Raw genomic sequence first — 17,448 nt, 5'->3', positions numbered from 1 at the left:
TGGTCTTTCGGAACATGATCATCAAGGTTGAACGCGTAAAACAGCTGCTCCTGATTGCCACTTCGCTGACCCATCATGACGATGCACTCCGTCGTTTGATGAATCCAGGATAACGAACAATCCGACTTTCAGGCGAGTTTTTCAACGAAATAGGTCGATTAGCGACGTTCGGAACGCCATCAAAAATCCGTTATTGAGGGCACCCCCTGTTGATGTCAAGGATGTGCCAGTCTAAAAGCAGCGAATCTGCTATGCAGAGATCTAACCATCCATTTGCAGGCATTCCCACCAGTGCGAAACACTGTTGCTAACCGGGAGAAGCGCTGTGTCTGTCCGGCGCACGAGCGCACAATCGCTGCGTTCGACCGCTACACCGAATGGCGCTTCCAGCGCGGTGACGGCGCGGCTCTCGATCAACGCGAGTACCGTGGACTCATGCCCGAAACCCGATTGATCCTCACGCAGAAAGGCAAGGCGGTGCGTTCAAGTCGAGCGTTAAGCGGAGGATCAACTCCGACGGTGAGACGGTCGAATTTCTTGCGGCCGACAGCCTCCAAAGCTAAGTGACCGGTCGGTACCGTTTAGCAGGCCTTGCCGCCGGTCATAGCAGCCACAGTGGCCGCCGAACCTTTGCCAGTCGCCTTGTGGCGCAAGGGCACTCACTCGAAACCGTTCGGTTGTTGTTGGGACATTCTCGCGTTGATCACATCTCGCCGTTCTTGGACGTGACGCCGCGAGAGCACCGTGAGGCATTAGCGGAATTTGACAGCCTCGATTGGGAGTGAAGATTTGGTGTCATTGGCCGATACGCCGATGGTCACTGTTGCGTGCCGGCGTCGTCGTGATATATGATACTCATTGAGTATATTCAACGTGAGACGCCCGCGCATGCACACCCTTACCGAACACCCTATCGACGCCGGTACCAAGCAGACAGCATTCGCCTTTCTTGATAGGGCCTCCAAGGCCTTTCCGGTCAAAGGCGCCATCCTCTTTGGTAGCCGTGCGAAAGGCGGATTCCGCCCGGACAGTGACGCCGATATCGCAGTTGTCCTGCCTGGGTCACGCGGCCAATTCATGGAGGCCAAATTAACGATGGCCGACATGGCGTTCGATGTGTTGCTGGAAACGGGTATCCGGGTGCAGCCCCTTCCCGTCTGGGAAGAAGAATGGGCGCATCCGGAGTCGTATTCCAACCCCGCGCTATTGCGCAATATCGAAAGTGACGGGGTTCGGCTGTGGTAAGCGTCCACGACCTTCTGACGAAGGCCCTTAGGGCATCGACCTCGGCGGCTTTGCTGCTCGATGATGGTGACATTAACGGGGCGTGCAATCGCGCCTATTACGCCATGTTTGACGCGGCGCGCGCCGCGTTGCTCGCCTCCGGTGCGCCGGTCGATCCGAACGTCGTGCGAACCCGCAACGGTGTGATTGCCGCCTTCGGCCTGCACCTGGTCAAGACCGGTCAGGTTCAGCCCGATTGGGGCCGCACTCTGAACCGGGCTCAGGAAATCCGCCAGGTGGCCGACTATACCGGCAACAGCGTGGACACGGAGCTGGCAACGTGGGTCGTTGAGCAGTCAGGCTTGTTCATTCAGGCGATACAGGCCGTGTACCGGATTGATGCACCGAGACCGGCTGATAAAGGTCCGCGACGGCCCCGCCCGTGAGCCGCATGGACAAGGTGATATGTCGAAAATTTGGTGAGAGGATGGTGCGGTGAGAAAGAGCACACCGATGACGCAGCAGGATTTTCTACGGCACGCAATGGACACGATGGGCATGACGCGCGAGCAGTTTGCGGAACGCATAGGTGCAAAGAAGCGCGGGTTGGATAACTGGCTTCTACCCAGCGATTCCAAGGAGTTTCGCGCCATGCCTGAGATGGCGTGGAAGTTCATTCGCGAGATTTTGGAGAATCATTACGAGAAGGCTTGACGATACTCAACGAGTATATAAAATCACCAAGTACTCAGCGAGTTAAATGGAGGAGCGACGACGCGTATCGACTGTCTCTCATGCGTCGCGCACTTGCGCGTGGCGATGAGGAACTGTTTGGAAATTCGCATCACTATCTTGAAGTCGCGCAACGCGTCGCCGCGCGACTGATCGTCGACGACGCGCAGTATCCCTTGGCAACGGTTGAGACGCCACACGTTCAAGCTGACCCGGCATCCTCTTATGTGACTGTCGTTACACCGACTGATGAGCCAACGATTGATGAGGCCGTAAAGCAATGCCTCAACAGCCTAGACCTATTCGGCGAGAAGACTGACGCGATTTTAGACGAGAAAACATGAGCAGCCGCTACCTAGCCTTGGCCGACGCATTACGTCTGGCGATTAATGTGCTGCGTGATGCAGCCGAAAGCCGGTCGATGCCCTCCGGCTTCGAGATGGATGCGGGCTTGGCGCAGCTCCATGCCGACGCGGCCGAGGTTCTCGAAGTTTCGCTGCAAGACTTGAAGGAGAACGGGTAGTGGTTGGCGCACACGCGAATAGGAAAACACTTTTTTGATTCAATATGACCGACAGCAATTCGAAAAAAAGCCTTGCTTTACGACTTGGGCTGTGGATTTTTTTCATCGCACTCGTCTTAGCGCTGATCGTCTGGCTTGTACAGATCGGTTGGATCGGTCGGATCCTTTGACCTAGGATCACGTGCGCAACCCGAACCGACTTCACGGCATGGGCCGAAATTGAAATCGGCCCTGAACGCGTGAAGATCTTCTCCGATATTCTGGAACTTGTCGGAAGTTGTCATCCGCGCCCCAAGTGCATCTTCCGCAGAAAGCGACTCACGCTTGCAGCGATTGTTCGGCAATGAGGCGGTGCATCAGGGTTTGTCGGACGTGCTGGCGCGTATGGGTCTTGCGGAAGAATCTCCTGTGGCGGTTCCCGCCGCGTCCGGCCAACGCGGCCTCGACTAAACGCTAATGCAAAGAAAGCAGGTCCTGCGCAAGCGCGACCCACCAGGCCACGCCCGTTTTCAGCGCGGCATCGTTGAAGTCGTAGCTGGTACTGTGTAGTGGAATCGCGCAACCGGAGTCGCCGTATTCCGAACCGTCGCCATTGCCGATCAACACATAACATCCCGGCCGATGCTGCGTGTAAAACGCGAAGTCTTCGGATGGCATCTGCGGCGACACATCCACGTTCACGCGATTTTTGCCCACGAGCGATGCCAGCGCGCGCGCCGCACGCGCTGCCTCCTCGCGATGTTTTTCGAGCGCCGGATACACACGCTCGAAGCGAAAGTCTGCTTGCACGCCGTGCGCATCCGCCATGCCCTGCGCGATCTCGTTCATGCGGCGCTCGATCAGATCGAGCACGTCGTCACTGAACGCGCACATTGTGCCCGAAAGCGTGGCGTGCCCTGGAATCACGTTGCCCGCGCTGCCTGCGTGCATTTCCGTGACGGACAATACAGCTGTTGAGGTGCTTCAATTCTGCTACTCTGCTACTGGGTGCTCTTGTTCCGCTAATACACCCAGGTAAGGCGATTTGGAGCTTCTGTCCGTATTTGCTTACCAGGATAAGCAGCCGATCCATGTTTCGTGCTCGCCGCGCGATTGCTGCTGGAGACCGATCGAGTGTTGTTCCGTGTACCTCGCAAGGGGTCGACATGCCGGCCTCCCGGTGTACCGTTAATCTGCCGGGCGACCGTGTTGCGTCCCGCAGCAACTAGCCCATCCGGTTTGCTTGGAAAGCTAGGTCATGAACACCTCGTCGATGATCATCTCGGCTCGGATACCCAAACGGTTAATTCCTGCCTTGGGACTTTGCTCGCGCGGCTGGACCGCGCTGGCGAAAGGATCTCTTCGCGGCACCGGTTCTCGTCGCTCTTGGACATGATGAACCGAATGGCTGCACTGTTTAGTGCACGTTTGTAAATTAGGACCGCTAAAGGGTATTTGCGGGGCGTCCGGGCTGCGGTCCGGCCGCGTGTTCGCTTTACCGAATGTGATGGTGACCGATCAAGAATTTTGAGCCGAATAAGTCGGCCGATACGGTCCCTGGACACACGCCTACTCGGGCAATCTTGACGTTCTTAAAGGCCGATTAAAGATGTCGGCTGCAAAGCTTTGATGCGTGTGAGATGTTGCAACAGGTCTGCATATTTTCGATAGGAAGCTAGCAAAACAGCTCTTTTCTCGATGCGCGGATGTTCAAGGCGCGACGGACCATGCATCGGTTTGCCATCCTGGCATGCGACGCCATCGGATGATTGCATAGTTTTTCTCAATGCGAGGTTACCGAGTCTGAGGAGTTATCCGCCGAAGCGCGAACAGACCGGCGAGCGTCATCCCCGTTCCAAGCCCTCGCTCGATTTGTTCAAAGGCGCGCACAACACCGTCAAGGCGCGTCTCTCTAAGCTGGCGGTCATGCTCGTTGACCACCGCTGTCGCAACTGCCATCTCGTCCGTGCTCAATCCCCAACCGCTCAAATTTCCCGACGCGAGGACGCCAGTAAGCGCAGCTTCGGTAGAGGCAAGGCTTCGCTCGTCGATCTCGCCGTGCCCGGCCGCTGCGATTAATCCCGTTAAGGCCACGGCTTGCGATAGGCAACGTAAGGTCGCCGCTTCGCCTTGCCCGGCACGGGCGACTTCAAGCGCCATGCGGACCTGGATGGAAATCTGTGCGACCGAATTCGAATCGAGCGGGAGATAGAGGACCTTCTTATGCCTTGCCGCTTTTGCGACGCTACGGATCGGTTTTCGCGACTTTGGTTTAGACACCATTGGACATTCGAGACAGAAGAGGATCGGGGGTAAATCGAAAACAGCAAATCCTGTTCTCGATTGATTCGAAGAATCCTGGGGGCTCAAGTCGAATGTCTCGTGCGAAACTTTTACGACGAAAGATTGCCCGTGCTCGTAGCTCGTAGCTCGTAGCTCGTAGCTCGTAGCTGGCGACAAGACAGAACGTGTTGACATACCCGGGGTAGACGTCGCCGAATTAATATTCCCCCGTCCATCGGCGGCAGTTCGCGAATTGATTTCCTCGCTCGGGAGGCGATTTTTGCCGCCAATGTCGCAACAACGCAAGGGAGATGCCGCGTAGGGCAGGAGCAGTGCCATGGAAAAACTTTACGATAGTCATTTGATGGTATGGGCGTTGCTTGAAGCAAAACAATGTCATGCTTTCGTCACCGCCATGTCAACCAGCCCTTCTCCGCTTTTGGGCCTATGGAGCGTTCGTCAGTTTGATCGCGTCGATCCACCAATTATCGTGCTGATCATCGACGACGATCCGGTCGGCGCCGAAGCATTGGCGGCCGTCCTTACCGGCGAAGGATTTCGAACGCTTGTCCTCGCTGAAGGCAGCGCCGTGTTCAATGCGCCGTCGGCCTGGACGCCGCATGTCGTCGTGCTTGATATAGAAATGCCGATCAGCGACGGCTTTTCGGTCGCTTTATCCATGCGCGGTTCTGTACGGTTCGCCCGGACGCCGATCATTGCGTATAGCTCGCTCGCCGAGGCGGAGGTGATCGCGCGTGGCAAGGAGGCGGAAATCGATGCTTTTTGTCGAAAAGGGCACTCGCCCCGTTCGTTAATCGCGCTAATCGAGCATGTTGCTCCTCTCGGATTGTCTTAGCGAAGCGAAGCTTGGCCGACTCGCAAAGCTCTCTATTGCCAGTGACCAACGATCGGGATGATTGGGGTCTCGCGTAGCCCGCCTGCTTTCGGAATGCTAAATACCTTGGGCCATTGGTTAATCTCCTTAATGTTCGCTAGACCCAACAAGGTGTCGGGTCCGACGAAAATAGGGGCGCAACGCCCGTTGATTTGTCGAGCTAAAATAAGTATGTAGGATAAGACGCGTGCGGCTGCTGGGATTGTCGTAATTGGGCGACAAGGCAATGCCCCGACGTAGTGGGACAGCATGAAAGGACGACGAACCGCAATATGAGGAGACGGTGAGGCAGGTACGTAGATCCCCTGGTCAATGGTCGACACGAACTTTTGACCATCGGGCCGTCCTTACGGCCGTCGTCGTTGATGACCAAGAGTTGGTCGCAGACAGTGTGGCGGCGGCGCTCGACACGGCGGGCCTTGAAGCGCACCCGGTGTACAGCGGTCCGGCGGCAGTCGCCTCATGCGCAATGCTGCGCCCACAACTTGTACTGTTAGATATCTCTATGCCGCAGCAAGATGGATTTGTTACCGCGGCAATCCTGCGCCGCACGCAGGCCGCCCGTGACGTCATCATTACGCCTACACCGCATTCGATGAGACATTCGTTCGTGCCCGATCGGAAGTGGGCGACTTCGATGGCTATTTTCAAAAAGGTCAACCGATCGACACCTTGATCGCCCTCATACACAGTTTCTCGTCCTCGCCGCGCGTTGCCTAGCGGTAGCGTTTGAGGCATTAATGCTTCACGGTTAAACGCATGAAGTCGGTGACTTTCAGGCACTGGCGGTCCTGAGTTTCCTACTTTCTTGGAGCGCAGGATGGAATTTGCCGCGGTCTTCTCAACAACGTCAGAAAGATGATCACAGAGACAAAACTGTCTGCTGACCTCGAAGCGCCGAGCATTTCCTGAATAACGAGGCGTATGGCGTAGGGCGCATTGCTATAGGCCGTCATGGTTCGCTAGCTCGGTGCGAAGCCATCGCACCAAAGAGAGTGAACAAGCGATTCACATCGAGCGGTTTAACAAAATGATGGTCGAATCCGGCCGCCAGCGCTTTATCTTTGTCCTGAGGAAGTCCATATCCAGTCACGGCGATAAGCACCGCGTCGGCGGTCTGCGGCCGGCGGTTGAGCTTTGATGCAAGCTCATAGCCGTCCATATCTGGCAAGCCGATATCTAGAAGGCAGACATGTGGGTGCCAGTTTTCGGTTTCCGCCAGGGCGCCGGCGCCGCTTTGAGCCACGCGTACTTCGTTGCCTAGCGAGTCCACCAACATGGCGAGCGTCTCGGCGGCGTCAATGTTATCGTCCACAACCAGCACGCGTAGACGGCTAAGCGAGGGCGAATCAGTTGTCGGCGGCGAATTTTCGACCATTTGTTCCGAAGCGGTCTCGACATGTTTCAGGCAGACGATGAACCTGGTACCCTGTCCCGGTCCGTCGCTGGCAAGCGCGACCGTGCCGTCGTGGAGTTGCACGAGGCTTTTAACAAGGGCGAGCCCAATGCCTAGACCTCCTTGAGAACGATCCGAGCTTCGCTCTGCCTGAGCGAAAAGGTCGAACGCGCGGGCAGCGACCTCCGGCGTCATGCCAATTCCATTGTCCGTAACCGTGATCCGAACGAACTTCCCCCGTACCGCGACAGAGAAATCAATCGCGCCGCCGTCGGGTGTGTACTTCGCGGCGTTGTTGAGCAGGTTGGCAAAGACCTGCGTGAGCCGTTTCTCGTCCGCTCGAACAAGTGCTGCGGAAGATGCGGAATGGAAACTAAGACGGTGCTTTTTTAACTCAACCAGCGGTCGGACTTGTTCTATCGCGTCTGCCGCAACGCGGTTTGTATCCAAGACCTGCAGATTCAGTTTAATCAGCCCTTGCGTGACCCGTGACACATCCAGGAGGTCATCGATGAGGCCGGTCATGTGTCGGACCTGTCGCGAGATGATCTCGGACGCCTTGCTTACGCGGCGGGCATTGCTTGGCGCGACTCTCATCAGTTCGGCAGCGCTCGCGATCGGAGAGAGCGGATTGCGCAATTCATGCGATAGCATGGCCAAGAACTCGTCCTTGCGCTTGTCCGCACGCCGCAGTTGCTTTTCTGCGTCTACGCGATCGGTGATGTCGAGTTGCGCCACAACGGCGCCGACGATTTTGCCGTGGTCGTCTTTTATGGGCGCCCCGGTGCTCAGCAGCGTTCGAGTGGCAGGCGGATCCTCAAAGTTCTCGATCGAAACGAGATCCCTCGTGTTTTCGGCACCTTGCAAAACGCGCGCCGATGTCCAATCCGCGGCGTTAAGCAATTGGCCATGCTTGTCGGAATGGTCAGCCCAACGCGCTTTCCACATCTGGAAATCGTCGATCTTTGCTGGACGAGGATGTTCCTCCCCCCACAATTTGGCAAACGACCGGTTCACACGCTCGATAGCACCGTGCTCGTCGCTGACAACGATGCCGATTGGTGCGGCCTCCAGTACGGCGTCAAGGCGACGTGTCGCTTCAAGTGCGGCGCGCGCAGCGGCGCGCGCGCTGCGCTCGCTTTGGAGCAGAAGCTCTTCATTTCTGCGCTGTTCGGTGATATCGGAAAACAAGACACCGACTTGGTTTGGGACACTCGCATCAGGGCAAAAGGCATAGATATCGAACCAACGTCTGAGCTGGGAAGCCTCTCGCTGCGCATGAATGGGCTCGCCATTCCTGGCGACTGCGCCATAAATGTCGAAGAAGTGCCGATCGTGGCCCGGGATCAGCTCAGATATCGACTTACCCTGCGCATCGGCAAGACCGGTCTGCAACTCAAACGCGGGATTGACCGTGAGAAAGCGGTAATCGATGGGCTCGTCGGCTTCGTCAAACGATACCTCGATCAAACAAAATCCCTGGTTGATTGCCTCGAAGAGCGTGCGGTATCGTTGCTCGCTCGCGGTGAGCTGCCGCCGTGTCAAATGAGCTTCAGTGACATCGTTTGTCGTATGAGAGACGCACAGCATTGTGCCGTCCGCGTCGAAGATGGGTGTGTTGACGGCGCTCCAGAACCGCTCTTCATAACGCGTCGATCCATCCTCGGCGGTCACCCACAAGGGAAAGCGCTGTAGCGGCATCCTTTGCGTCTCGCCAGTCTGAACAGCGAGCGCAATTGATCGGCGCAACGCTTCAACGCCTGTGTCTTCTGCGTCAGCTTCGTTATGACGAAATACTTCAAAAAGGCTCCGCCCCACCATTTCTTCGCGAAGCAAGGAAGAGACATGAAGGAAGGCGTCGTTGACCGCAAGGACGGTCGCGTCTGCTGTGGAGGAGAGTAAGTAGCTGCCAACAGGAGCAGTGTTGAAGATTTCTTCGAAGATGTGAGAAGCCATAAGCACGGGCGAATGTTGTACGGCAACATCGCTTGGAATGAGCATACGCAACCTATTTGCAACAACCATGCCCCGGCGGAGAGGCTTACAAAGCACCACGTCTCCGATCCGCCGCACATCAAGCTCGCTGTTAATAACTGCGATCTATCAGTGGTCTTAGCCTGATAATCGTATCTTATCGGGATAGCGTTTCATGCGTAAATAGCCACATTCCAAACGCGTGAGAGGGCCCGGCCCCGTGGCACAAGACTTTTCGGGCGATTCCGGTGATCAGGACGATCGTGGTGACCTTGGCGGCGACGGCTGGCTACGACGGTCGGGCGACCCGCGTGACCCTCGCGATCCGATCGACCCCGACGATCCCCATGATCAGCACGATCGCTGGCCCGATGAAGCACCCACGCCCGACGTCGCGCGCGTGGTCCCTGAACGTCGATGCGTCCATCACGCTGAAACGCACCGCGGCTGCGGCGTGGCTTACCGCGCATGGCGACGCGGTGCCGTCGCTGCCGATCAAACCCACGCGCATGGAATTGGCCATCCTCATCGCGCTTGCCGAGACGTATGGGCCGACGCTCGATAACGACGCCCGCTTTGTTCCGGTGATCGACTTCATCGCGGACTATGGCGCGGTCAAGTTCGTACAGCGCGTGATGTATGGCGCGCGGCCGGTCACCGATTTCGACGTCACCGCCTACGCCGCGGAAAACGCGCGGCTCGCGCACGCGGTGCGCGATGCTCGCGTCGCGTTCGAGTTCCTCTGTGCGACCTGGCCCGAAGTGTTTCTTGCGCAAACCCACGGGGTGCTTGCCGGGCTCGGCGTGCGCGTGCGGCTACCGGATGCCGAGCCGATTCCGCCGTTGCGCGACGTCGTAAATCTGAGTCGTGGAGTCGACGGGACCGACCGCGAAGGAGAGAACCACAACCGAGGTGACCACGACGACGTTGACCACGACAACGGAGTTGATGATTCCGATAGCGAGGAGGGCGGTCATGGCTGAACGCCAATCGACGTCCAAATCGCCGCAATCCTCCAAGTCGTCCGGCTCGCCGGTTGCCTCTGTTGCCATTGAACGGGGCTTCACGACCAAGGATTTCACCGCGCTGCGTGCGTTCGTGCAACGCATTGCGCCCGCGATCATTGCGCGCACCTGTTACGACCCGGACGAAGATGCGCATGCGGCGACCCCGGCGGCGATGGAACGACACCTGAACGCGATGCTCGATTCGCTGGTCCAGCTCGCGCTCGCACACGGCTCCGCGGCGCTCGCCCCCCATCTGCGCGCGTCGATCAAACAGCACGGCCGCCCGCTGCTGACTGCTGTGACTTTCCGCATGGTGACCGAAGCCGCGCAACTCGCGGCGGCCGCCCCGCACGCGGATCACCCGATCGGTGCGTGGTTGCGTCCGCGCATCGCGCGCCGGCTGAAAGGGGAGGGCATCGCCACGCTCGGCGAACTGGTCGCGTTCTGCAGCCGGCGCGGCGCGAGTTGGTGGCGCTCGATTCCGCGCATCGGGCGCGGGCGGGCGCGCGCGATCGTGAGCTGGTTACGCAAACACCAGGCGAAGCTGCAGCTGACCGTCGAGATCGACGTCGATTCGGAAGAGCGCGACGGCGTGCCGCCGGTGGCGGATGAATTAGTCGAAGTCGTGCCCGAGTATTACGCCGACCAGGGACCGCTCGGGTCGTTACCGCGTCTCCGGCTCGCGCCGCTCGAACGCTTGTCGGTGCCGCACGCGTTGTCCGGCGCCGAGGGCGAAAACCGGTCGAGCGCGTTCTGCTACATCCAGGCGAATCACGATCTCGATGCGGTACGCGCGTATTTGAATCGCTATCGCGATCAGCCGAAAACCTTGCGCGCGTACACCAAGGAACTCGAGCGCTTTTTGTTGTGGGCGGTGGTGTTGCGCGGCAAGGCGCTGAGCGATCTAAAGGTCGACGATTGCGAGGCCTATAAGGATTTCCTGAGGAAGCCTGATCCGCGCTTTGTGGGGGAGCGGTTCGTGCGGCATTCGCCACGGTGGCGTCCTTTTGCTGCATCCAAATCCACTGCGACCGCGGATGGCTCGGCGGTGCTGTTGCCGGAGTCACAGCGTTATGCGGTGCGTTTGCTGCGCAGCGCGTTCGCGTGGCTGGTCGATGTCCGTTACCTTGCCGGCAATCCATGGGTCGCCGTCAACGATCCGCCGATCGTTCGGCGCGCGAACTCGATGAAGATCGACCGAGCGTTGCCGGCCGAGTTGTGGCGCAAGCTTCGAGACGAACTCGACGTGCGCTGTGCGGATCCGCTTGCCTCGCAATGGCGAGCGCTGCGTGCAACGGTGCTGTTGATGGGCGATTCGGGCCTACGTCGCGAAGAGGCCGCGTCGGCGCGGCGAGAAGATCTGCGGCCGTCGGTCTACGGCACGTTGGATCGTCCGGTGTGGGAACTGACCATCGTGGGGAAGGGGCGTCGTGAACGTACGGTGCCGGTGAGCCTTGCGACGCTCAGCGCGTTGCGTGCGCACTGGCAAGATCGAGCGCGGACCTTTGATTTCGCAAGTGACACCGAGCGCGAAGCTCCGGTTCCCAGCGGTCCGCTCCTTGCGCCAATTATCATCCCGTGGACCGACGCGTCGCGTCGAAGGCACCGACAAGCGCGCGGGGTCAGCGCAGATGAGCGCGCTTCGACGGCCATAACTGAAACGGGCTACACCGCCGATGGGCTGAACCGCTTGGTCGGCCGCATGACCACGACGCTCGTTGAAACGATGGATTCGCTGGACCTAGAAGAGCGCGTGCGGCTGGGGCAGGTGAACGCGCATGCCTTCCGGCACACTTTCGGGAGCCAATCAGTGGCGGATAACGTCCCAGTCGATGTCGTTCAAAGGGTGCTCGGTCATGTGTCGCTGCAGACCACGACCATCTATGTGCAGGCCGAAAAGCAACGTGTTCTCGAGGAGGTGGCGCATTATTACGCGGGCGTCGCATCGCGGCGTACAGCAACGTAACAGTCCATCAACCGTCGGTGCGACGACCGTTGGCCAAGAGGCCAGAGGTTGCGTCGAGAAAAGCCGGTGAAGTTCGGTATTGCAGCATCGGATTAGCTAGGCTAGACTAAGCCAACTATCGGAGGGCACAATGCAAACCGTGAATATTCACGAGGCGAAGTCGCAGCTATCGCGTCTCATCGAGGCAGTTGTCAGCGGCGAAGAGGTGATTATTGCGAAGGCCGGGACCCCCTTGGTGCGACTGGTTTCCGTGGATCAGAAACCCAAGCTCCGGCTCGGTCTGATGAAGGGAAAGATCAAAATCGCTGACGACTTTAACGCGCCTTTGCCCGAGGATGTGATGGCAATGTTTGAAGGTCGGTGATGCGACTGTTGATCGACACGCACGTTTTCTTATGGGCGATGGGCGGCGACAAAAAGCTGCCGAAGCGAGCCGAGGCGACTATGTTGAGCGCGGACGCTGTTTTTGTCAGCGCGGCAAGCATTTGGGAAATTTCAATCAAGTCAGGGCTCGGGAAACTCGATGTGGACGTCAATGAATTGGTCGCCCGGATGGAGGAGGCAGGCTTCCGCGAGCTGCCAGTGACGTCAGCGCACGCTGCGGCAGTTCGCGACTTGCCTGAGATCCATCGTGATCCGTTTGATCGATTGCTGGTTGCCCAAGCTATCGCCGAGCCACTGCGACTGTTATCGGACGATGAAAACGTCGCAAAGTACACGGACCTAGTCATCAGGATTTGATCTGAAACAGGAAAACATGAAGACCTACCCAATTAGCGTAGCCCGCTGCAACTATCGAGGCGCCGATAAGAAAAAGCGCGAGAAGGCGGCCGATCACAATCGAGACGCTGCCTTGCTGGAGTCTCGCGCAAACGAGCTCCTACTTAAACAAGAGGAGCCGGTCCGATCGTACCTCTGGATGGAATTGGCAAGTGCAACAGGCCTTTCGTACGAACGAGTTGCCGACTTGGGTTACTCAATCGACTGCGGTAGTGGCGGATTCACAGCGTGGCGTCACGATTTGAGCTACGACGCTGCGATGGAAGCATGTAGGACACGAAGTCAACCACACCTCAACGGCGAAAGTAATACAGCGCGCGACGACGATTAGAGAACGCTAGGAGAGGCCCATGTACGAAACACAGTTGGTTTTGGACACATTCGATGGATCAGCTCGTTCACGAAGCAGATGATGGTGCTATCCAAATTCATATGCGGGTCGAAAAGGCAACAGCGGCCGCTAATATTCGACCACTGAAGAGACACACATGACTGCCATTCGGGTCCAAGAGAGAACATCCATCGACGACGTGCTTGCGTGGCGAATCGCCCAGTGCGACGCGATCTGTGTAAGCCGAAGAAGCGGCTTCGAGCCCGGAGCGCAAGGTCTGGCTCTTGCCGCGCTTGCGTCGGTTCGACCGGGTCAGGATGCGCCTAGTCTAGAGTGCGATTTTGAGGAGCCGAGCACACTCGATGATCTTGAATCGACTTTTTTTGGAAGCGCGGTTGGCTTCGCGTTGCCGCGTTTAATACCCGATATCCGGTTTCAAAGAGCACAGGCCTCACCCAAATTCAAGCGACTGCTAGGCGATCTTTATAAGGTCAGACGCGGCAGCCTAGGGTCCGGACGAAGCCGGGCAATCGTGTGCGCTGATCCTGTCTTTCCCGTCCCGCCCTGTCTTGCAGCCGAGTCCTCGACGACGACATCCTTCCCAACGCCGTCTACATTTTCGGCTCTATTGAATGCCGAAGTGGAGAACATGGGGTTTCGCCGCCTGCTGGGTTCCACAGGCGAATCGGCCATCGTATCCTTTGTGTACGAAGCGCTTCGCAACAGTTGGGAGCACGGCATTTCGCTAGAGCCACATAGGCGTGCGCGTAGTACGCGGGCGCTGATCATCGAGAAAATCGTTTTACAGACAGCGGACCTTGCGTCACGTCAGGTTTCACCCGAGCTAAAAGATTATTTGGCGCGGATTGTTGAAGCTAACCGTGACGAGCTTGGGCTCGGTGTTATGTGTTTTTCAGTGGCTGACCAAGGAGACAGTATCCAGGCAACACTCCCAGCCGATGCGGAAGATCCCGACGAAGCACATGCGGCGCGGCTAGCAAGAGCATTTATCCCTGGACAAAGTCGAAAGCCGGCCGGCGTAGTGCAACGTGGACTTGGGCTGCCCAATATAATCTCGGCCGCACACAGTCTTCAGGCACTGCTTCGCATTACCTCGGGCGATCTTGTCGCGACTCAGGATTTCTCGCATGGTGATGACAAGTACCCTCAGTTCAAGCTCGATTTAGTTCATCAGATGCCGGACAAGGCGCCGCGCGGCACGTGCGTGTCGCTTTTTATACCGGAATTTGCGTTCGATCTCGACCAGCGCAGCCTGTTTGTCCGTTGATGAATCAATAAATCATGACTTTCGCTTTTAGCGACATCATCGCCGAGACATCCGCAGACTTTGACCACGCGGTAGCACAAATCGAAAGTTCAAATCTGCGGCAAACCGACGGCATCGTGCTTCGCGCCCATGCAACACTCTGGCGCCGGATCATGAAAAATGATCTCGACGTCAATGAGCTTACCCGCGATCTTGCGGCCGTGCTGCGCCGTGCACCCGGGCTTGACGTGTATTTGCTTCCCGACGCACACAGCCTTGCCGAACTCTGGGCAGTTGAGTCAGGGGTCCAACCGCCTATTCAGCTTATCCAAGGTGTCACGGGCGCGACGCTGATGAGTGTCGTTGACGCAGTCTGTATGGATAGTATCCGCATTGCCGAACTGAAAGGGATATTTGAGTCGTTTCAGGGGCGCTGTGTTATCTGTGCGAGCGAGAACTACCACTTCGCGTTGCCGTCGGGTGCACACGCGACGCAGTTCGTAAGGCTTGGTGATGCGTTTGCCGGGATCGAGACTGTTGATCGAATCGCGTATTGGATCGCCATGGAGATCCAATCCCGATGTGCGATTCTTCAAGAGAACGGACGCCATACGGTGTTTGTCGACCATCCGAGCATGCTCATTCTGGCCGCTCGCGTTCAGCAGCTGGTGGATGTCCCTGTAGAGATAAAGGCGTTTCCGACATATCCGTCAGATGTCCAAGCCAGAAACGCATCCTTCGATCTGCTGCGGAAGAACGCGGCAGGATGTGCATCTGTGTTCGTTGTCATCGGTGTCGCGTCGACTGGCCGTCTCGCCGACTTCATTGAACGCTGGGGCGCTGCGGAGTATCCCGAATCGCTACACGTCATCGTCCTTTACGCGTTGCAGGACATTCCGGTCAGCTCTGTGCTCTGCCAGCTGCGACTGGACGGCTACAAGCATTTTTCGGATCAAGGCGGATGCGAACTCTGTGCCGCACACGTTTCTGCGGTTCAAATTCACACGTCCAGCTACCTCATAGGTCTGCAGCCCGAGGAGGCTGTTCCTCTTGCCCGCGTTCACTTTGATCAACAACGCGACTTTTTGCAGCGTTGGGGCACTGTTCCGGGGGTGCTTCGTGTGCACTACGACGATCCGAACGAGGCGACCGGGCGTCACCACGCTTTCTACATTGATGTGGGTACCCTGCTGGACGCTCCCGGATTTCGGGATGAAATTCAAGCTGCCTGCGCACAGTTCGATCCTATACCTGATGTGGTCGTCGTTGCCGATCACCCGACGGCCCGGAAGCTCGGCGAGATTATGAGGACCTGCCTTGATCTGCCGCTTGTAATTCTTGATGAAAAGCTGATCGCAAGAGGAGAGGGTCCTGTCGACGAAAGCCTTCACCGTGCCCGGTGCACGTTGATCGTTGATGATGTATTCATTACCGGTTCTCGTCTTCAGCGTATCAATGGGTTCCTGCGGGAGCAATTCGCCAAACGGGCGCCCAACCTTCAAACGATTCACTTCTGGACTGTGTTGGCGACCCCTTCGTCTCCAGTCGCGTATCAGAGCGTTGTGACAGGCATGACAACGAATCACGCTTGGTCGTCTAACGTAACGCATAAACATGAAATTGCTCTACCGGCGTGGCACGACGCACATCATTGTCCATGGTGCATGGAAAGTAATGTTCTGTCCGGCCTGGCGCAATCGGTTGTGGAGTTCGACGGCCAGATCGCTGATCGACTTGCTTGGTTATCTTCAACCGGTCAAGGCGTCGCTTCCGATCCGTTCCTTGCCGCAGACCGGGCCACGCCTACCCCTCTTCTTGGTGCTAATGCGGTGGCTCTCGCGGAGGGGTCCAGCCCGATGCAAGTGCTCTTTGCATACGCTAGCGCTATACAACAACTTCGCAATTCAGCAAAGAAGGCTCTCAATGCGGATCAGTTTCCGACGCCTCGATACGTGGCCCGACGCGTATTTGAATCCCACTACACCGAAAGACTCATATGGCTGGCAATGTTGCGTTCGTTGAAGGGCAAGGAGCTAGAACCTGCCCTGAAGACATTTCTCGCGGAATCTGCGTTGCATTTGCAGGATGGACAACACGCCATAGTGTCCGGAGAATTAGCGGTCGCATGGTTAACGGGCAAGCTCGGGGCGATACCTGTCTCGGATGACTGTCGCGAGTTTTTCTCTGGCGTTGGCATCTCCTGGGAGGCGTTGTACGCAAAAGCCTTGGTCGACCGGTAGTAATGGAGCCTCCGCAATCGCTGGTTGCGGTCTTGAGCCGTGAGTAACAGATGCGCAGCTTTGTTTTCTAGCTGATCGCTGCGGCCGCTACTTAGGCGTCCTGGATAGCGCGAGCTACGGGAGGGAACTCCGATGTACGGCTCTCTGGAGAGCACGCCGGTTAAGTCGTCCTTGTTCGCTCGTAGGCGTTGATTGGCGCGGACGTCCGTTGAAGCTTGAAAGGATGATCGGCTTGGGTCGCGACGGGATAGTTGGTTTGGTTGCTCATGCAGCCATAGTTGACGCGTGTCGCGCGGGAACGACGTACTGCTATCAACGGGAGAAAAGTCTGGCGATCAGACCGGTTTCGCGGGGCCACCGAGTTTTCAACGTAAGTAAAGCTATCGCGATGTGAGTTGTTATCTAAATAGCCGTGTTCCTGAGCGATCAAACGAACTTCGCGGAGGATTGTGCGTGCGCGTGTCGCCGACCAAGACGCCGGCGACGCAGCACACGATGTCTGAAACAAGCTAGGAGGCAAGGAGTGCCCTTCCTCAGCAGAACCAAGCCAGGCCAAACGACCGAAGGTATGCACACTGTCCTTGCGACCTACCCTTTAATGTAGATGATTCGCGCCGAATAATAGTAAGCGGCTCGGCCCGACCGTTTCCCCATGCTGACTTTTCCAAAGCATGATGAGCGCGTTTAGATTAACGGAGCGAGTCGCCATGTCGAACGCAGGGAGAGGTGGCCTCGTTAGTTCGGACAGGATGCGCGAGTTTTTAAGTGGAATCTCTGAGGCAATCAAGCTGCCGATTTTATCGCTGGCAGCGTGGCGAAGTATGCTTCATCCGGTGTCTGATCGGCCAGCC

At 57.5% G+C, this 17,448-nt stretch carries 17 protein-coding genes; 13 read left to right on the top strand and 4 right to left on the bottom strand.

Translation table 11 applies throughout. The features are described 5' to 3' along the window. Nucleotides 1–888 precede the first annotated feature (888 nt). The 5 genes from NCT03_RS32160 to NCT03_RS32140 all read left to right on the top strand — a co-directional run bounded on the left by NCT03_RS32160 (nucleotide 889) and on the right by NCT03_RS32140 (nucleotide 2,479). Complete coding sequence (locus tag NCT03_RS32160) at nucleotides 889–1,245, top strand: nucleotidyltransferase domain-containing protein (RefSeq protein ID WP_250495364.1); 357 nt, start codon at nucleotides 889–891, stop codon at nucleotides 1,243–1,245. Further along, nucleotides 1,239–1,670, top strand: a complete 432-nt coding sequence (locus NCT03_RS32155; protein ID WP_350030201.1) for a HEPN domain-containing protein — start codon at nucleotides 1,239–1,241, stop codon at nucleotides 1,668–1,670. The genes NCT03_RS32160 and NCT03_RS32155 overlap by 7 nt, the downstream gene beginning before the upstream one ends. 67 nt (nucleotides 1,671–1,737) lie before the next feature. Further along, nucleotides 1,738–1,938, top strand: coding sequence for a transcriptional regulator (locus NCT03_RS32150; protein WP_250465532.1), 201 nt, complete (start codon nucleotides 1,738–1,740; stop codon nucleotides 1,936–1,938). Between the two features lie 80 nt (nucleotides 1,939–2,018). Next, nucleotides 2,019–2,300: a hypothetical protein gene (locus NCT03_RS32145; RefSeq protein ID WP_250465531.1), complete on the top strand. Its 282-nt coding sequence runs from the start codon at nucleotides 2,019–2,021 to the stop codon at nucleotides 2,298–2,300. Further along, nucleotides 2,297–2,479, top strand: coding sequence for a hypothetical protein (locus tag NCT03_RS32140; protein WP_250495362.1), 183 nt, complete (start codon nucleotides 2,297–2,299; stop codon nucleotides 2,477–2,479). The genes NCT03_RS32145 and NCT03_RS32140 overlap by 4 nt, the downstream gene beginning before the upstream one ends. Nucleotides 2,480–2,932: 453 nt before the next feature. Here NCT03_RS32140 and NCT03_RS32135 read toward each other — a convergent pair whose 3' ends face one another. From NCT03_RS32135 to NCT03_RS32125, 3 genes are all read right to left on the bottom strand, one after another. Then, complete coding sequence (locus NCT03_RS32135; protein WP_250495361.1) at nucleotides 2,933–3,424, bottom strand: M20/M25/M40 family metallo-hydrolase; 492 nt, start codon at nucleotides 3,422–3,424, stop codon at nucleotides 2,933–2,935. Nucleotides 3,425–4,050: 626 nt separating this feature from the next. Next, nucleotides 4,051–4,233, bottom strand: a complete 183-nt coding sequence (locus NCT03_RS32130) for a hypothetical protein (protein ID WP_250495360.1) — start codon at nucleotides 4,231–4,233, stop codon at nucleotides 4,051–4,053. A 19-nt stretch (nucleotides 4,234–4,252) separates the two neighbouring features. After that, on the bottom strand, nucleotides 4,253–4,828 hold the full coding sequence (locus NCT03_RS32125; protein ID WP_250495359.1) for a hypothetical protein: 576 nt from the start codon (nucleotides 4,826–4,828) through the stop codon (nucleotides 4,253–4,255). A 250-nt stretch (nucleotides 4,829–5,078) separates the two neighbouring features. On the opposite strand from NCT03_RS32125, the gene NCT03_RS32120 reads away from it, so the two are divergent. After that, entirely contained in the window at nucleotides 5,079–5,597 is a 519-nt protein-coding gene (locus NCT03_RS32120; protein ID WP_250495358.1) for a response regulator, read from the top strand. Between the two features lie 322 nt (nucleotides 5,598–5,919). Further along, complete coding sequence (locus tag NCT03_RS34265; RefSeq protein WP_350030200.1) at nucleotides 5,920–6,312, top strand: response regulator; 393 nt, start codon at nucleotides 5,920–5,922, stop codon at nucleotides 6,310–6,312. 276 nt (nucleotides 6,313–6,588) lie between these two features. On the opposite strand, the gene NCT03_RS32115 is transcribed toward NCT03_RS34265, so the two are convergent. Continuing rightward, entirely contained in the window at nucleotides 6,589–8,988 is a 2,400-nt protein-coding gene (locus tag NCT03_RS32115; RefSeq protein WP_250495357.1) for a hybrid sensor histidine kinase/response regulator, read from the bottom strand. 266 nt (nucleotides 8,989–9,254) lie between these two features. Here NCT03_RS32115 and NCT03_RS32110 point away from each other — a divergent pair, with 266 nt between their 5' ends. The 6 genes from NCT03_RS32110 (at nucleotide 9,255) to NCT03_RS32085 (ending at nucleotide 16,597) form a co-directional block, all read left to right on the top strand. Next, nucleotides 9,255–9,989: a hypothetical protein gene (locus NCT03_RS32110; protein WP_250495356.1), complete on the top strand. Its 735-nt coding sequence runs from the start codon at nucleotides 9,255–9,257 to the stop codon at nucleotides 9,987–9,989. Continuing rightward, nucleotides 9,919–11,979, top strand: a complete 2,061-nt coding sequence (locus NCT03_RS32105) for a site-specific integrase (RefSeq protein ID WP_350030199.1) — start codon at nucleotides 9,919–9,921, stop codon at nucleotides 11,977–11,979. Before NCT03_RS32110 ends, NCT03_RS32105 begins: the two co-directional genes overlap by 71 nt. A 130-nt stretch (nucleotides 11,980–12,109) precedes the next feature. Next, entirely contained in the window at nucleotides 12,110–12,343 is a 234-nt protein-coding gene (locus NCT03_RS32100; protein WP_250495355.1) for a type II toxin-antitoxin system Phd/YefM family antitoxin, read from the top strand. Continuing rightward, nucleotides 12,343–12,720 (top strand): type II toxin-antitoxin system VapC family toxin, encoded by a 378-nt coding sequence (locus NCT03_RS32095; protein ID WP_250495354.1) that lies wholly within the window; start codon nucleotides 12,343–12,345, stop codon nucleotides 12,718–12,720. Before NCT03_RS32100 ends, NCT03_RS32095 begins: the two co-directional genes overlap by 1 nt. Before the next feature lie 527 nt (nucleotides 12,721–13,247). Beyond that, a complete protein-coding gene (locus tag NCT03_RS32090; RefSeq protein WP_250495353.1) occupies nucleotides 13,248–14,378 on the top strand; it encodes a hypothetical protein in 1,131 nt (376 codons plus the stop codon). Between the two features lie 14 nt (nucleotides 14,379–14,392). After that, nucleotides 14,393–16,597: a phosphoribosyltransferase family protein gene (locus NCT03_RS32085; protein ID WP_250495352.1), complete on the top strand. Its 2,205-nt coding sequence runs from the start codon at nucleotides 14,393–14,395 to the stop codon at nucleotides 16,595–16,597. Nucleotides 16,598–17,448 lie beyond the last annotated feature (851 nt).

The sequence above is a fragment of the Caballeronia sp. GAWG1-1 genome (assembly GCF_023631465.1).
Taxonomy (GTDB): Bacteria; Pseudomonadota; Gammaproteobacteria; order Burkholderiales; family Burkholderiaceae; genus Caballeronia.
The sequence above is the reverse complement of the archived record's forward strand: the minus strand, read 5'-3'. Positions and strand labels throughout refer to the sequence as shown.

Excerpts from the sequence above, each read along its gene's own strand:
- NCT03_RS32160 (WP_250495364.1), top strand. The coding sequence starts at position 889 with ATGCACACCCTTACCGAACACCCTATCGACGCCGGTACCAAGCAGACA.
- NCT03_RS32150 (WP_250465532.1), top strand. The coding sequence starts at position 1,738 with ATGACGCAGCAGGATTTTCTACGGCACGCAATGGACACGATGGGCATG.
- NCT03_RS32145 (WP_250465531.1), top strand. The coding sequence starts at position 2,019 with ATGCGTCGCGCACTTGCGCGTGGCGATGAGGAACTGTTTGGAAATTCG.
- NCT03_RS32140 (WP_250495362.1), top strand. The coding sequence starts at position 2,297 with ATGAGCAGCCGCTACCTAGCCTTGGCCGACGCATTACGTCTGGCGATT.
- NCT03_RS32130 (WP_250495360.1), bottom strand. The coding sequence starts at position 4,233 with ATGCAATCATCCGATGGCGTCGCATGCCAGGATGGCAAACCGATGCAT.
- NCT03_RS32120 (WP_250495358.1), top strand. The coding sequence starts at position 5,079 with ATGGAAAAACTTTACGATAGTCATTTGATGGTATGGGCGTTGCTTGAA.
- NCT03_RS32115 (WP_250495357.1), bottom strand. The coding sequence starts at position 8,988 with ATGGCTTCTCACATCTTCGAAGAAATCTTCAACACTGCTCCTGTTGGC.
- NCT03_RS32100 (WP_250495355.1), top strand. The coding sequence starts at position 12,110 with ATGCAAACCGTGAATATTCACGAGGCGAAGTCGCAGCTATCGCGTCTC.
- NCT03_RS32095 (WP_250495354.1), top strand. The coding sequence starts at position 12,343 with ATGCGACTGTTGATCGACACGCACGTTTTCTTATGGGCGATGGGCGGC.
- NCT03_RS32090 (WP_250495353.1), top strand. The coding sequence starts at position 13,248 with ATGACTGCCATTCGGGTCCAAGAGAGAACATCCATCGACGACGTGCTT.
- NCT03_RS32085 (WP_250495352.1), top strand. The coding sequence starts at position 14,393 with ATGACTTTCGCTTTTAGCGACATCATCGCCGAGACATCCGCAGACTTT.